Below are 16849 nucleotides of genomic sequence, written 5' to 3' on the forward strand. Positions count from 1 at the left end.
TACGAAGAGCTTCGTCGAGTCATCAGCAGCAATGAGATGCTCTCACGGGCTCACGCTGTGCCGGCTGTCGAGACCTCGGGGTAAACACGTACGTCTGAGATATCCGGTTTTAGCCGGTCGACGAGGCGGAGAAAGTTCGGATGCGGTCGGAGTTGGAGATTCCCGAGTCGGCCATCGTCTTCCTTTCGGTGGGGTCGTTGATCCCGCGGAAGAACCCCCTCGACGTGATCGAGGGGTTCCAAGCGACGGATATCGAGGACGGCGTGTTGCTCATGTTGGGTGACGGGCCGCTACAGGCGGAGTGTGAATCCCTCGCGGCCGACGACGACCGCGTCCGGATCGAGGGCTGGGTGGACAACGTCTCCGAGTATCTCGGGGCGTCCGATTACTTCGTCTTGGCGTCGAGCTCTGAGGGGTTCCCGAACACAGTCATGGAAGCACTCGCCGTGGGATTGCCGGTCGTGTTGTCCGACATTCAACCGCATCAAGAGATTCTCCAGCACGATGCGGACGCGGGAATCGAGTTTGAGTTGAGGGATACTAGGTCGCTGGCGGTGGCGATGGAGAGGATCACCACGAGAGAGTATACGGCCCAAAATGCAGCCGCAAGGGTGCTGGCTCTAGACAATCTAAATTCAAATGAGATGAGTAAACAGTATCTGGATCTGTATGAACATATAATAGAGGTCCAAGAGTAAATCAGTCCTCTACCGGTGTGACCAATGAATTCGTTTCACGAGTACAGCTATCTGCCGCGTAATCCACTGTATCCATATCAATCGAAACGAAGTCCGGTTACAGCGTACATGTTATCGCCTACTGGCTCGACTGAATTCCATACAGCTCCGCATACTTCCCGTTCTCTTCGACGAGTTCACGATGTTTTCCGGCCTCCGTGATCTTCCCTTCTTCGACTGTGTAGATCCGATCGGCGTTCTTCACTGTCGACAGCCGATGCGCGATCGTCACGATCGCGTAGTCGCGATCCATCTCCTCGACTGCCTGTTGGACTTGTTTCTCCAGGTTCGAGTCGAGGTCGCTCGTCGCCTCGTCGAGGATTAGCAGGTCCGCTTCCTCCAACAGCGCTCGGGCCAGCGCAACGCGCTGTTTCTGTCCACCGGACAACCGCACTCCATCGTCACCAAGCATTGTGTCATATCCCTTCGGTAATTCCCCGAGGAATTCGTCTACCTTTGCGATCTCACACACTCGATCCAGTTCGGCGTCGCTCACGCCACGGTTCCCGATCGTGAGATTGTACCGGAGCGTGTCGTTGAACACGAACGGGTTCTGTCTCACGACAGAGATCCGATCGCGCCAGTCCTCCAGAGCCATCTCGTCGATCGGCACGCCGTTCGCGCGGATCTCGCCGTCGTCGATCTCGTACATCCGTGCGAGCAACGAGACGATCGTCGACTTTCCTGCACCGGATTGTCCGACGAAGCCTATGAATTCGCCCTTCTTGACCTCGAAGTCGATTCCGCGAAGCACCTGCTCGTCGCCGTCGTACGAGAAGTGGACATCGTCGAACTCCACGTGTGTGACCTCCTCCGGCGCATCGAGGTCTCCGTCCTGAGGTTCCTGTCGTTCCTCGAGATCCTCGACGAACGCGATCGTTCGGACCAGATGCGGAAGGTCGTTTTCGACCTGATAGAATAATTGGTTCACGTTGCTGGCCCGGGGACCGAGACGGAACATCGCGAACAGGAACACACCAAGCGATCCGAGCGAGAGGTCCGCGAACGTCAGTGCGAAATAGATGAGCACGAATACTGACACGGCGACGACGAGATTGTAGAAGTTGTTGATTGCTGCTTCGTTACGCCGAAGCGTAATGCGTTCGACAGTAAACTTCTCGATCGCGTCCCGAAAGTCACGATACAACTCGTCTGCGACGCCGAAGATTCGGACGTCTCGGATTCCTTGTGTCCCGGCCTGAACAGCTTCCTGGCGTTCCTCGTTCGCTTCTGCCACCCGATCTCCGACGTCATACCCCGACTCGATTACTTGCCGGAAAAAGACCGTAAACCCGCACAGGATAATACCAGTCGCGATCGTGAGCACGGGCGCCATTACGAACGCGACAACGAAGTAGACTGTCGCGAGGAATCCCTGTTGGAGCAGCTGAATCACTCGCTGAATCACCCGGCCTGCGTACGTCGTCTGTGTCACGATCGCGTTCAGGATGTCGTCGGATCCCTCCTCGTCGAAGTACGAGACCTTCGCGTTGAGCGCGTTCCGAAACGCCCGGTCTTGGAGGTCTCGGATGTAGTAGGTCCGAACCGCCTCACGGAGCCACGTCACCCCGAAGCTCGCCGTGTACCGCGCGACCATCACGAGCGACACCCCAAGCACCACGTACCCCAGCGTGAACGGAATTCCGGCTGTCTGATAGGCGACGACGAACAACCCGAGCAATCCGTCCGCCTGCGATGCCGGGTCGCTCAACCGGACGAGTTCGACAATCGGAAGGATAAAACCTAGCCCAACGCCTTCCAAGATTGCCGCGACAATCCCGAGCAGTACGATTCCCGTGGTGAATCGGGGATTGTACCACGCGACATTCAGGAGGGCGTCTATCTTCTCACGTCTGGAGACCGGTTCAGTATTGTCAGTACTCATAGAGATACAACCGCAACGATATCCGAACTGAACGGTGGCATGGTAATAAACGCGTTCGTTTGTCGTCGTGACCGGTCCGTACTAATCCGCTTACGATTCCCACACTAATGGCTCGTACCATTCCCGGTTTGCTTCGTACCAGTCGATGAATAATTATAGAATCGGGATTGGCCACGAAAAAGGATATGAATATCGCAGTCACAATTTATAATATTTTTTATATATAGATATTGCAATGACTTTAGGGACCTGTTTTAACACTGTGTTTACATCATCTAATCTCATTATATTTAGGGCCGAAACCGAATTTCGAATATTTCCTTCCATGAAGTTGTAGAATGAGACCCGGATCAGTCCCCGAATTGTCGGTTCAGGAATCTCACCCATTCTCGTGATTGAACACAGTTCGGAGAAATGAAAGTCGTCTAATTCCCCGATAGGATCATCACCGTTTGAATTCCTGATTTCAGCTGACTTAATCGCAGCCCCCGAGCAAATAACTTGCCGGATTCGTTTGTCATATTCTCTCCCACCTTGAATGGTGTCAGTTGATTTTAATTTTTGGTACAACTTGTCCTGGATTGAATAGAAGTCGCCAAGCTCATACAATCGTAGCCATAAATCAGTGTCTTGCCCATACTCAAACGGTTCTCGGTAACCACCACATTTCTGATATTGTTTCCTGTAATACATACACTCACCATGAGTACCTGGACGAGGGATTGTGCCATCTTGTAGATCACGTTCGGGATATTCTGGTGTTGTCCTTTCTGCAATTATTTCCCCGAGATGATCAATTACATCACATTCGCACCCGACTGCAATAATGCCAGCATTTGTTTCCAAACACCTATATTGCTTTTCCAACCGAGATGGTTTCGATATATCCCCTGCACCATGCAACGCAATGATTTTTGAATCACTATGTTCTTCTATCGCTCTTTTTATAGAAATTGTAAATCCTTGGTTTTCTTTTTTCCACACTCGCATTGGAACACCGGCGTCAGCAGCATCATCTACTTTATCGGCAAGTTTATCGAACGTCTCGTCATCAGATCCGTCGTCAACTGCAAATATACTGAAATTTGATGAAGTCTGTTGAAGCAAACTATCGATAGATCGATCTACGTGCTGATCCCGATTATACCAGACGGTGACAACCTCAATATCCTTCTTTTCTCGATCAATAGAATTCTCGACGATTTCTCCCATAATGAATACGATTACTCAAGAACGCGGATCTCTATTTCCAGTTCGATCCCAAACTCGTCGTCGACAACGCGTTTGACGTGATTAATTACATCCAGAACGTCATCGGACGTAGCAGTACCCGTATTTTCGATCCAATTAGCGTGAACCTCACTTACCTTCGCACCACCAACCTGATAACCTTTCAGTCCGGCTTGGTCAATGAGCCAGCCTGCAGATTTCCCGTTAGACGGGTTCTTAAACGTACTCCCAGCGGTGGGAACTGATAGCGGTTGTTTGGATTTCCGTTTGCGAAGATGTGTATGCATTTCTGAAGCGATTTCTCCTTCCGTGCCACGTGCACTGCCATCGAACCGAGCAGACAGCACGAACAGGTCCCGATCAGGAATGTTACTCGTACGGAATCCCAATTCTAGATCCTCTGCACGTTCCTTGAATACAGTTCCAGATCGGTTCATTACTGTAACGTCAATCAGGGAATCGCCGATTTCCTTCCTGCCATGGGCCGCCAGCCCTGCATTAATAGCGATTCCAGCACCAATCGAACCGGGAATGCAAATGAGGTGTTCGAACCCAGCGATCTCATATGAGGCAGCGAAATTTGCAAGGACCGGCATCGACACGCCAGCCTCGGCATGGATGACGTCATCCTGCAATTCGATACCTTGAAGCGAAGACCGCGTGCAAATTGCCAAGCCGTCTACCCCATCGCTGCTGATCAATACGTTCGATCCACGACCCAGGAAGTGAACAGGAATGTGGTTTTGCTCACAGTATCGTAACACGTCCGAGAGCTCGTCTTTCGTTGGCTCCCAAAAGTACTCTGCAGACCCCCCGATGTTCCACGTCGTATATGGTGCTAGCGGCACCTCTTGTTCAATCGTATTAAATTCTTCGAGGGAGCTGATCATGTCAGTCTTCTTGGACGGAGATTCCCCCATCAAGGGACGAGAACTTCTCCACGAAGTTGTCATAGCCCCGCTCAATCTCTTCCGCATTGGTGATCGTGGTCCTCCCATCAGCGACACACGCCGCAAGCGACAACGCTGCCCCAGCTCGCAGATCGGTTGCAGTGACGTCCGTCCCGGAATAGCCCGTTTCGTGACCATCGACCACCAAGACGTTGTCTTCGACCTCGTAGTCAAGCCCCATCTTCCCGAGTTCTTCTGCATACTCGTACCGCCCCGGGAATCGTAGATCGACGATTTTCGACGTTCCATCGCCCATCGATCCGTAGACGGACAGAATCGGTTGCATGTCAGAATTGACGCTAGGGTAGGGGCCCGTACTCAATTCAAGTGGATACGGTGTGCTGTTTCTAACGATTGCAGAATCGCCATTCCGGAATACTTTCGCACCGCTTTCGCGGAGGAAGATGAGCGGGACCTGAAGGCTATCGAACGGGAAGTTATTGATTTGAACATCCCCATTCGTGATCGCCGATCCGACGAGCCAGGTCAATGCTTCCAGGTTATCAGGAAGGACGGTGTGTTCACATCCATCGAGGCTCTCGACACCTTCGATTTCGATCCGCTCCTGGCCGAACACCTTGATCTTAGCCCCCATTTTTCGAAGCATCGAGATGAGATCCATGATTTCAGGGCGAATGTGTGGATTCCAGACGGTCGTTTTCCCTTCCGCGAGTGTCCCGCACAGGATAGAGTTCTCGGTTGCTCCCGTAGATCGGATTCGCAGGTGAATATCGTTTCCAACCAAGCCATCCGGTGCTTCAGCAATAAGTTGGGTATCAGTTTCCCTGACCTCTGCACCCAATTGTTCCAGCAAGTACACATGCAAATCGTATGGGCGTCCTTCCCCAATCGAACAACCACCAGGCAGTGGAACACTCCCTTTTCCAGTTCTGGTCGTGAGCGCACCCAGAATGAGTAGCGTATTTCGAATACTCCGTTCTTCCCAGATCAGTTCAGACTTGATCCCGGCAGCTTCGTCAACGACGACAGTATCACTGTCAACGATCTGTGTATCTTTCCCCAACTCTTCCAACATTTGGAGATGGATTTTCCCGTCTAATATTGACGTCGGGGAGTTGTGGAGGGTAAGCTTCGAATCCGTCAGCAAGGACGCGGCAAGCAACCGTAGATAACTGTTTTTTGCACCACTAACGTCGACCTCGCCGTTGAGGATAGATGGTTCAATGGTATATTTCATGATCATTTCGTTCCAAACGCTAGGTTCTTCTCTGTGTGGACTCGCAGATCATGACATATAGGTGTTTTTATCTCACTGTGATTGGATGGCATACAAATCGGCATACTGGCCATCCTTGTTAACCAATTCCTGGTGGGGCCGGCTTCAATGATTTCACCATCGTCAACAGCGTAAATACGGTCGGCGTTCTCGATCGTCGATAGTCGGTGCGCAATCGCAATCATTGCGTAGTCGCGATCCATCGCCTCGATCGCCTCCTGGACCTCGTGTTCGAGTTGCGAATCGAGATCGCTCGTCGCTTCGTCCAAGACCAGCAGATCGGCATCTTCCAGTAGCGCACGAGCCAAAGCACTCGTTGTTTCTGACCGCCCGACAGTCTCACGCCATCGTCACCGAGTTGCGTGTCGTATCCGTTGGGTAGGTCGTCGAAGAAATCATCGACCTTCACGATCTCACAGACTCGATTGAGTTCGGCGTCAGTGATGTCCCGCATACCGATCGTTTAGTTGTACCGCAATGTGTTGTTGAAGATGAAGGGGTTCTGTCGAACTACGGAGACGTGCTCGCTCCATTCGTGGACATCCATCTCCATGATCGGCGCGTCGTTTGCCCGGATTTCCCCGCGTTCCAGTTCGTACAGTCGAGCGAGCAGGGAGACGACCGTCGACTTCCCGGCACCGGACTGGCCGACGAACGCGACGAACTCGCCCTTCTCAACCTCGAAGTCGAACCCTCGATATACCTGCTCCTCGTCGTCATAGGAGAACCACACGTCGTCGAACTCGACGTATTCCACCGATTCGTGTCGACGTTCATTCGCGTCGGCGACGACGTCCCCGACTTCGTAGTCAGGTTCGACCACGTGACATAGAAGGACCGTAAGCCCGCCGAGAATGGTGATCGCGACGACAGTCAATAGCTTCGCTCCCGGAGCTGGTATGGCCAGTTCCGGGATGTGACTCGCAAGTGTATAGTGGGATTCTCACCGATGTTATAGATATAGTTATAGCGAACTTCTCTCACTCAAATATAGCTCTGCAGAAGCAATTGCCCTAAGTTCAGCTGCGTTATTTTCCCCCCGCTGATGATCTTTCCAGATGGTACTTACACCGTATTCAGTTCTATCTTCGAAGTTACCTACTAGTGATTGAACTGTAGTACGCAGTTCGCACTCTTGTCTCAGTTTAGATGGAAAATCCAAATAATTAGTCCCTGGATGAACGGGGTTCTGTCCCGTGAGTCCCGAGATCTTCCGTATGATAGATATTTTTATCCGTTCTGCTAACACCCGGTATTGACCTGCATTTGGTGGAAGACCATTCTTTGAGTCTGTAGGGTGGGAAAATAAATCTGGATATTGTTGTATCATTATATCAATGAAAATTGACCGATTCTGTCGTTGTTGGGTTGGGACATTTAGTATGTAATTTAACCATTCCTCTTGCATGAACGGGGTCAAGTATCTATGATTATTTTGGATGACTAATGGACGAATAAAGCATTGTTGCCGGTGTGCAAAGTCCAATTGTTCTTCATAGCTGAGTTTGTTAGAATCTAAATATGGTTCATCTGGAAGTACTTCAATAGGGTCAAATGAAGAATCTACAAGAGACGGTGCATATGCATTAAAATCTGAAAAATGAACGCGTGCATTTTCCCATTTCTTAGAAGGATTGTCCGGTTGATGACCGCCTGCAGATGGATCACCAAAAAAACCACTCCAGAGGACGTATTCATCTTCAAATAACTCGTTGATTTTTGAATTCACATATCCCTCAAATATACGTGTAGGACAATCTAGCGATCTCGCGTAAGAACGGATAGACGATTCTGACCAATCAAAGGACACCGCATCAAGATTCAGTGTTGTGTTCTTTATACCAACTGCTTCGGCGATCTCTTGACTGATCTCATAGTCCCATGTCCCAGGAGTCCCAAAGCTTACTGTTCTTATTTTCTCCTTTTCGATTCCTGGATGTTCCAATAATGCGGCTAAGATTGCTCTAGAATCTAAGCCTGAACTCAGTGGAACAACATGAGATACATTTTGGTCCACCTGTTTTAATTCGGCGTCAATCGCAGCTCTGAACGCATCAACCCCTTCCTCTATTAATTCAGCTCTTTCTAGGTTAATCGTTTCAGAAGATACCGATTCTCTAACTACCGGTGGTAGCTCGGCATCTAGACACCCTGGATTGTAACCGTAGTACAAAAGATTGTCAATCAGATTGACCATCTATTTATTAATCAATTTTGTCCTGCCACTTTCTTATGGAAATCACTACACCACCGCCAAATCCATTCTAAATACGTTATTAGAGAGTTCATCCAGAACATTACAACTACTTTTCCTTCAGACGTTTGCTCCATCGAGAATACGTTCTACTCGGGCATTCCAAGTGTATTGGCTTTCGTAATCGGTGCGTGCATTCTGACCAAGCGTCTCACGTTTCTCATCTGATTGAAGAGTCTCGATTGCCCGAACCCACTCGCCGATTGAGTCTGGTTGCACTAGAAGGGCGTTTTTTTCATGGTCAAGGACCTCACGGAGTACAGGCAGATCCGAGGAGACGATAGCTTTCCCTACACTCATATACTCGAACAGTTTAAGTGGGGACATCCACTGAGAGAGATCGCCACTTCCGCTTGACGGTCGTACCGTCCTCTGGTACGGCGCGAGTAGCACGTCTAGGTCGGCATAGTAGTCGCCGAGTTCGCCGTGTGGGACAAATCCGTGGAAGTGAAGGTTCGTCGCATCGGTTTGATTTTCCCACTTTCGGACGCGTTCCTCATCCCCGCCGACAACGTGGAAATCCGCGTCGGGAATTCGTTCTGCGAGTGGGATGATGACTTCCATTCCCTTTCCTTCGTATAGACTACCGACGTATCCCACTTGTAGTCGGTCGTCCCGAATAGGAATTCCCACAACCGTTTCGTCCGATTGTTCGGGGACGCCAGCGGCGTCGTGTGCAACGATGATGTCGTCGTCGGAGAGGAACGGAAAGACCTCTTTGTACTTCTCTCGGAGCGCATTCGAGATGACGACCACGGAGTCAAAGGCCTCGCTCTGGAACACCCACTTCTCGGTGGCTCGTCCGAACCTGTGCATCGGCGGCTGATGGGCCTCGTATATAAGCGAGGCACACTCATTTCGTAGCAGAGCGAGTGGATAAATATAACGAGAGTATAATAAGTCTGGAGTCGGCGCATTCCGGACTTTCTTCGCAACTCGATACGCATAACCTAAGTTGCCCACTCGCCCGAGCGATGGCCGTTCACACCGGGTTAATTCGAAACAATCATCCACTCCATAGAAGTTGTAAATATCTTTGACATCTTGGCTGCCATAACTCCCGAACAATCTTATTCGATGACTTTTATGTGCGAGCGATTCGCACATTTCCATTACATGGACGCTGTTAGCAGTTTGAGAGGGTATCTCTGAGTTTGATAAATAGTAGATGTCCATCCGAACCTGTTAAGAATATCTGCCTGGGATAAATAATGGTTTCTGTCCAGATTGAGGTGCTCGAAGAGATTGCTGTATCTCCGGATAAGACGAAGCTGTTAATGATGATTACGACCGTGGCATATCCTCAAGCAAGTGCCTCGCCCATAGTTTATCATGTTTAAAATTGCTTAATGATTGGTCATTATCGCTCGATTATTCGAGTTGTGTCGAACACCTCAAGCGGAGCATCGAAGACACGATCTTTCCACACGGCAAAGGCGAACGCATACCAGGCTACATGGTCCTTTGAATTCCGAACCCGGTCTCTATGATTGCTCGGGACAAATTGGGGAACATCGTAGTCGTTGAAAACGGTCGACAGCGGCCCTTCCTCAAGATACCGTGCGACATTCACCCCACTCCCCAACTTCTGCTTCGACGACTCATACTCTGGTAATCTATCCTGAAGCAGCTGCTTGAGAAGATATTTGCTTTCCCCGCGATAGATGTATCGACGAGACGGATCCAGGGCCAGCGCAGTCTTCACAGATTCGACACCCGCATAAGGAGTCAACAGTTCCTTGCCGTGAGCATGAGCTGCGTGCCGCCATAGTGATGCAGTATTTTCTTGGAAGAACGAAATGAAATGAGCTAAGTGAAGATGTGCTTCAAGTGCGCGACGCTCGTTGATGTCTACACGCGACTTCGTATATTGTAACCGCCGCTGTTTTCGCTGAACGACTGTCTCCTGGCCGAGAATAGATTCAACAAGATCAGCATCCGCGTGGATGGATGCATTCATTCCGAATCCATCGGGATCGATTGCAGGCCGATCAATCTCCTCCTTCATTTTGGTGAGCGTCCCGATCTTTGGGTGAAACGTGGGGAGGTAGTCAAGGAATGGGCTGGCCCAAGACGCAATCTGGTAGTGATGTAGATTGGCTTTTCCGAATATTCCATCTGCAAACTCCCCATTATAGTATGCCTCGTAGGGCGTTTTGGCGAAGACCCGCTCTAATAATGTTGTTTGGTATGTGTTTACCCCCAGAAATCGCAGGAGGACAGTAGGTTCAAAATCGGGGAATTCAATTAGAAATCCGTAAAATTCGACCGCCGNGAGAGATATATAAATCAAATAGAGGGTGCTGTTTTCAGCCGTCTCAGTGGCTCAGCCAGGAACTCTATGGGGGTAAACACATGCGTTGTTTGTAAATGAAGGAGCGGATGGCCGGTTGCCTCAGTCGCAGTTTCGACCAGCTTGACGAACTCTGATTCGTCGAATTCCAGCAGGTCATGGTTCGAGTTCAGTAGGTCACTTGCTTGGTGAGCATACTCGATTTCAGAGTTATATTTTGGGGAATTTATTGCCCCCGAAACCGAGTTTGTAGTATTGGCATACGTATGAAGGAGGGTGGAATCAACACCACCGGATAGCATAGTGGCGGTTGACTTACGGCGGTTGTCATCTTGAATCACCGTTTTCAGAGATGTATCGAGGCGCTGCTGTGCTATGGACCTCGTCAGCGACTCAGGTTGGGATAGTTGCTGGATCTGCGTCACCTCGGGCTGCTCACCTACCAGCCAATTGAGCCGCTCTCCGTGTCCGAGCCTATTGATTTCATTGACGTAGGACCCGCTTGGACGAGTTCCAAAGAGGATTTGGTCGCCAGCAACTGAATCAGATACCGTCCGTTCGTCAATAGGAATGGTTGAGAGCACATCTCGGAAGTGGTCGCCAACCACGACCGTATCGTCAGGGGTGCACGAATAGTAAATATCAAACGAGGATGAGATACCACGATATGCACGGACAACTGTGTCGGACTGGCGTTCAACGGTAATTAGACTGTATTCTCCGGGGAGGGACGATAAGTCGTCTACAATTGAGTCAAAACCACCATCTCTAGTGATTTGGTTAATTGCGACTTTAGGGCGGGATCCAGAGAGTACGATGTCGCGTTCGCCTGTCTCGAGATGTACGGCCCCTGGGTTGGAGATGAGAAGTTGTGTCATTACTACCGGATTCGGTCTTTCCTAGGTTATCAAGATACTGGTCAACAGTTGCTCTATAACACGCCGAATTGGTCAGTTGAGGGCGCTTGTATCGTTGTCCGACCTGTTGTCTGTAACGCCCAAAGCGATTTCCCGCACAACAATGTCTACACCGACCCATGGTGGTTAGTTGTGATTGATCGCAAATGTGCGTCGTCACTGCTTGTTGTGACCGTGTGGTCCCCTGACGTTGATTCATCGCCTGTATAAACCAAGACGGCCCCAATTGCATCGCTTCGGCATCAACCGTCATGTCGAACTTGTAGTGTCGGCCGTCGCTCATCCGCGAGATATGTGGTCCGCCGAAAACCATCGACAGCCCAGCAATCACAAAAGGATGAGAGTATTTCGACTGATATTCATTTAGAATCCTCAGATAACTGTGGAAATTGAAAATTCTCTTCATCGTTACTAATCACGTCGAAGATCGGTGACATCGAATATATCATACATTAAAATAGCAGGAATTGCCCGGCATTAGATTCCTGCTGTCCGCAAGCCGCCTGACTTCCGGCACTGTATCTCTATTCGACAGAACTAGCTGAATTATTCTTTGAGAAGTGTTGCAATTTAATGATTGGGTTCCCGTACGCCAGTAATGGGGCAATAGCTGCAACAAATATAAATGATGAAAATTTCACTTGGAAAGTCGCCTGGCCGTATATCATGTATATAGAGATATATACTAATAAAGAGCTAAACAATCCAATGTCAAATCCTCTTCTTGTGTGTTCATGTCTTAGATATCGCAATATAGACCGGATAGTTACGGCAGCTATCGAAGCTAATGTAATAATTGACAATAAACCATAGTTAACAAGGAAACGAATATAGTCACTGTGAGGTGACGAACCAGTCACTTCAATAAAATATCGATGACCATGTCCGAATAGTAATTCTGGAGTAGAAGCAGTTCTGATAATAGAAGTTGTACCCTGCCAAATCTCAAACCGAGAAAACGGGTCACTGCGCTGGAAGAGATCGATCCAGGTAAGCAGGAATACAAGAGTCAGTGCTCCCCCAAAAAGGACACAAGCACCAATCATATAGTGATGAAGTTTGAGTTTTTTGGATTTAGATCGGAATGAAACCATCCCGTATATAAAAAGAGAGATAATCAAAGCACCAACTGGCCCTCTACTACCAGTTAGGACTACCCCTAACCCGAACAATATAGCAAGAGAATAATACAATACCTTGCCTCGTTTGTTTAGCTCGTTAATCCCTGCGGAGATCGTACAGAGAACACCTGTTACTAGTACAGGTGCGAGGCCGTTCGGATTCACGTACCACCCAGCCAAACGGGGGTAATCGGGATACTGGATAATTTTTATTGGACCAATGGAGACTTCCGTAATGACTGCCGCAAGGAGTGCAACGACAAGAGAAATGAAAGCATATCGGATGACAAACCAACGGAGAATAGATGTATAGAATTTGGGTGACATATCAATAAAATTAATTCCTGTTACTATCACTAGGAACCAAAGTAATGTCCAACCAACGGGACTAAGCACCCAGCGAAGAGAGGAAGGTCTATTGATAGATGATAAAATAATCAGTCCCCCAAAGATTATAAACAAAATCACACCGACTGTCACGGAAGTATCCGGTATTTTCCCAAACTGGGATGAGAAAGATAATAATAATAGGAATAAAAATATAAATAATAGAATGAAATATGAATACTTAGAGTACACTTGGTCCACTGGATTATAACCCCGAGCAGGGGAGGAATACGTCGATAAAAAGAGGCAAGCAAAAAGAATGTACACAATCCCATTCCATACGAATTGTTCCCAAGATCTAGTCATTGTTCTATTTTAGTTCTTAGTCGCATTGTATTATTTTAATTCTGAAGTGAGCAGACCATCGTGCTAGTATGTATGCTATCGATAGCCTAACTTTGCAAGTTGTTTTTCGATTTTCTCTTGATCAACGTATTCATCACGCTCACTTGGATCAGCTTGGATCTCTTTTCTCTTATTATTTTGATAAACATTCCAGGGGACTTTCACAAGAGAAGGATAGTATATTCCGCTGGGATGGCCATAGTCTCGAAGGGGGAGTATCATGTGACGTTCACCGATCATTTCACCATGATCGGCGGTGATTACTGTTTTTCCTTGGAGATCAGAGAGTAGTTCCTTGACTTCTTCGAGTACGATATCCATATTCTCTTTATATGCTCGGAGGACGTCCTCCCTTGTCCAATCTTCGGTTTGTTTGAGAACCTCACCTAACGAGGAGGATTTATGTCTAAACTTCTCCCGTCCGAATGAACCAATAAACGGATGATGAGGCTGTAGATAGTGGACTATCAACCGTTTGTTCGGATACTTCTCATTTGCTTCTTGAGCCTTTTCCGTGACGAATTCCGGTTTCACAGTCTCGAAATACGGATCGAGGGCGGAGGCGTCGTTGAGGCCATATTGAAGGTCAATTAATTTAAATACGTTCGAGTTGAGGCCATCTCGTGTTGTAGTATACCAGCTGTTTGTCGTCACGTAAACGGTATCATTCAATTCTCTTCCATTGAAATTAGCCGGAATAAATTCGTAGGTTGCCGATCCACGGGAAATCCGATAATCAAGAGAACCAGGGAGATCCGCTATTTTTTCGAATATATCATATCGGCACGCATCTAAGATGATCAGATTATCCCAATCTTCTTCGAAGATATCTATCCCCTTCTTATTAAAGGACCTCCCATTTTGTATATTGTACTTTTTCCTATTGAGTTCTCGGGCAACTTTCTTCGGATCTCGTAATCCATTATATATGTCTGCCAGTGAATACATAGCGGTGGTATTTAATCTCGTAGTGTACTACTTTCGTTGAACTGTTTATGTTAGCGTGTGCCGACTCCTGAGTTCGTCGTGAATTCTGTTGGAGTGTCATCGGTTCCTATGGAAGTTCTTATGCCCAAACCGTCGTATTTTGAGTATTTAAACCCGGCGTAAGCCGGTAGTGGCAACCTGATGTCCGTCATGACCAAGTCAACAGGTAGGCCATCACCAAATCCTTGCTTTCCTGTCCCAATCATTACGACTCACTCATCGATCGAGTCTCCCCCGGTTCGAGTCCCTGAATACACACTACGCTCTTGTGACGGAGATTGTTGATATATCTTCCCATCGTCGGATCAAGTCAATACCTGTCCGCCAGAGCCACTGAGATGCAAGTTCACGATCTATTGCACTCGCCACAGAATCGCAGGGCAGCATCGTATCAATAATGTTTCACACAAAAGCGTATGCACTATTTTCGGGAAGGATAACATCCCCCATCTCCCGACGACGAAGAGAGAGCAGCATCGAGCCTTGCATCGGCATCAACGCCGTCAAATGACCGCGCGTAATGTCGGTCATTAACTAGGACTCTGCTATATACGATTGTATTTTCACTTTCGAAGGAGAATTTTATAAACCACACTTCGAACTCTATTTGGAACTAATCGTATCGGGATCCGAAGAAGAATATTCCGAACGAATTCAAACCACGTGATTGCCCCGAGCTGAAGGAATTCTCGTTGCAATGAATATTCGAGTTGGGCATATTCCAGTCCTCCACGCCGATCATATAATTCCTCACCAGCCCGACACCGTACTAACACCTCTGGTAGATTCTCAATCGTATATCCTTGTGAAAGCATTCGCATCCACAATTCGTAATCCTGCTGTGTCCTCAGTGATCGATAATTACCAGCTTCAAGAACCGAATCTCGCCGGAACATTACTGTTGGATGGTTTGTCGGACACCGGAAGCGAGCAAACGACTCGACTTCATCAGCCTCAATCGGAACTTCACGAACTTGAACGATATCTTCGGGATCGTCTCTGAACTCTCCAATAGATCCTCCAACAACGTCTACGTCCGGATTCGACGAGAGATATTTGAGTTGGCGCTCAAATCGATCATTGACAGCTACGTCATCCGCGTCCATTCGTGCAACGATCTTGTGAGTACATTCTTCGACACCAGTCTGAAGCGCAGTACCAAGCCCCTGGTTGGTTTCGAGCTGAACTATACGAACGATATCTGGAAACTCAGATCGAAAATCATCAATAACAGAGTGAAGGGAATCGGTTAGCGGACCATCACCTATGAGAAGGATTTCGCCAGGTGACACAGTTTGATCAATCACGCTCTGGAGTGCCAATTTGAAATGTTCGGGATTGTCCTTCTCATAGACACTAATCAATACTGAGAATGCTGGTAGCGTCATCTGGACATCACCTGATCAAAGGTCTGTAGCATCCAATTCATAAACATAGTGATTATCCACCATTCTGCACGAACCGGAAATACTTGATCATGATTTTCGAACCAGCGGCTCGTACCACTCTTGATTCTCTCCGTACCAATCGACAAATTTCCTGACCCCCTCACGAATTGTATGTTCCGGACTGTATCCTAGACGCTCGCTTGCTTTCGACACATCCGCATGGGTGTGTTCAGCATCGGCGTCGTAGCGCTCGGCATACTCCAACTCTAACTCTGGAGCCAACTGATCGCGGACCTCCGTTGCTAGCGTCCGAATCTCAATATTGTCCGATGATCCAATGTTTAGAACCTCTCCATCTGCCGTGTCTGACCCCAACAGTGTCAGATTCGCGTCAACGATATCCTCGATGTATGTGAAGTCCCGTGTTTGCGTCCCGTTCCCATACACTACAGGTGGTTCGTTGTTCATACACCGGGACACGAAGTTCGAGATCGCCATATTCGGTCGCATCCGCGGACCGTATACCGTGAAATACCGTAGTGACACCGTGGATATGTCGTATACCTCGTGATAGGCGGCTGCGTAACGCTCGGCAGCAAGTTTTGATGCACCGTAAGGGCTCACAGGGAGTGTCGGATCAGTTTCTTCGAATGGGACGTACTCACCACGCCCACCGTAGACCGAAGATGAGGAGGCTACCACAATTCGCTCAATATCCGTTTCGCGGGCTGCGTCCAGAATGTTTAGTGTCCCATCGACATTCACCTCGTCGTATACTCGTGGTTCAGCGACGCTGTCACGGACACCAGCACGCGCGGCTTGGTGAAATACGATGTCTGTCTCACTGACAAGCTCATCAACCAAACTGCTATTCCGAATATCACCTTCGACGAAGGCGTAGTTACATCCTTCAGCGTCGGCAATTGATCGGTGTACGTCCAGTGTGTGTTCCTTAATCTGGAGGTTATAGTAAGGGTGCATCGCATCCAGAACGGTCACGTCATGGCCGCCTCTGAGGAATTGCTCGGCAAGATGACCGCCGATGAAGCCAGCACCACCAGTGACGAGTATTCGCATTATTGTTTCTGTCCTCAGCGTCACCAAAAGGTCTGCTGTAT

At 48.6% G+C, this 16849-nt stretch carries 13 protein-coding genes and 1 pseudogene; 1 reads left to right on the forward strand and 13 read right to left on the reverse strand.

What is annotated here, in order from left to right:
* Positions 1–152: 152 nt before the first annotated feature.
* Entirely contained in the window at positions 153–698 is a 546-nt protein-coding gene (locus tag C487_RS05795) for a glycosyltransferase (RefSeq protein WP_161605708.1), read from the forward strand.
* 118 nt (positions 699–816) lie between these two features.
* Here C487_RS05795 and C487_RS05800 read toward each other — a convergent pair whose 3' ends face one another.
* From C487_RS05800 to C487_RS05840, 13 genes and pseudogenes are all read right to left on the reverse strand, one after another.
* Positions 817–2622, reverse strand: a complete 1806-nt coding sequence (locus tag C487_RS05800) for an ABC transporter ATP-binding protein (protein WP_006184762.1) — start codon at positions 2620–2622, stop codon at positions 817–819.
* Positions 2623–2820: 198 nt separating this feature from the next.
* Complete coding sequence (locus tag C487_RS19340) at positions 2821–3834, reverse strand: glycosyltransferase family A protein (protein ID WP_083864517.1); 1014 nt, start codon at positions 3832–3834, stop codon at positions 2821–2823.
* Positions 3835–3845: 11 nt separating this feature from the next.
* Complete coding sequence (gene murB, locus C487_RS05805) at positions 3846–4742, reverse strand: UDP-N-acetylmuramate dehydrogenase (protein WP_049907966.1); 897 nt, start codon at positions 4740–4742, stop codon at positions 3846–3848.
* 1 nt (position 4743) lies between these two features.
* Entirely contained in the window at positions 4744–6000 is a 1257-nt protein-coding gene (locus C487_RS05810) for a UDP-N-acetylglucosamine 1-carboxyvinyltransferase (protein ID WP_006184765.1), read from the reverse strand.
* Positions 6001–6072: 72 nt separating this feature from the next.
* Positions 6073–6802 (reverse strand): annotated as a pseudogene (locus tag C487_RS05815) (ABC transporter ATP-binding protein); the annotation flags it as partial.
* Positions 6803–7003: 201 nt separating this feature from the next.
* A complete protein-coding gene (locus C487_RS20150; RefSeq protein ID WP_152422474.1) occupies positions 7004–8236 on the reverse strand; it encodes an asparagine synthase-related protein in 1233 nt (410 codons plus the stop codon).
* A gap of 117 nt (positions 8237–8353) precedes the next feature.
* On the reverse strand, positions 8354–9109 hold the full coding sequence (locus C487_RS05820) for a glycosyltransferase family 4 protein (protein WP_006184766.1): 756 nt from the start codon (positions 9107–9109) through the stop codon (positions 8354–8356).
* Between the two features lie 544 nt (positions 9110–9653).
* Entirely contained in the window at positions 9654–10586 is a 933-nt protein-coding gene (locus C487_RS05825; RefSeq protein WP_006184767.1) for an asparagine synthase-related protein, read from the reverse strand.
* Positions 10583–11464, reverse strand: a complete 882-nt coding sequence (locus C487_RS20785; protein WP_152422480.1) for an asparagine synthase-related protein — start codon at positions 11462–11464, stop codon at positions 10583–10585. Before C487_RS20785 ends, C487_RS05825 begins: the two co-directional genes overlap by 4 nt.
* Positions 11465–12027: 563 nt before the next feature.
* A complete protein-coding gene (locus C487_RS20160) occupies positions 12028–13212 on the reverse strand; it encodes an O-antigen ligase family protein (RefSeq protein WP_152422475.1) in 1185 nt (394 codons plus the stop codon).
* A 180-nt stretch (positions 13213–13392) separates the two neighbouring features.
* Positions 13393–14304 (reverse strand): alkaline phosphatase family protein, encoded by a 912-nt coding sequence (locus C487_RS19345; protein ID WP_006184768.1) that lies wholly within the window; start codon positions 14302–14304, stop codon positions 13393–13395.
* Between the two features lie 602 nt (positions 14305–14906).
* Complete coding sequence (locus tag C487_RS19350; protein ID WP_006184769.1) at positions 14907–15731, reverse strand: glycosyltransferase; 825 nt, start codon at positions 15729–15731, stop codon at positions 14907–14909.
* An 87-nt stretch (positions 15732–15818) separates the two neighbouring features.
* The gene (locus C487_RS05840; RefSeq protein ID WP_006184770.1) at positions 15819–16808 is read right to left on the reverse strand and encodes an NAD-dependent epimerase/dehydratase family protein; all 990 of its coding nucleotides are present in this window, start codon (positions 16806–16808) and stop codon (positions 15819–15821) included.
* Between the last annotated feature and the right edge of the window lie 41 nt (positions 16809–16849).

The organism is Natrinema pallidum DSM 3751, assembly GCF_000337615.1.
Taxonomy (GTDB): domain Archaea; phylum Halobacteriota; class Halobacteria; order Halobacteriales; family Natrialbaceae; genus Natrinema; species Natrinema pallidum.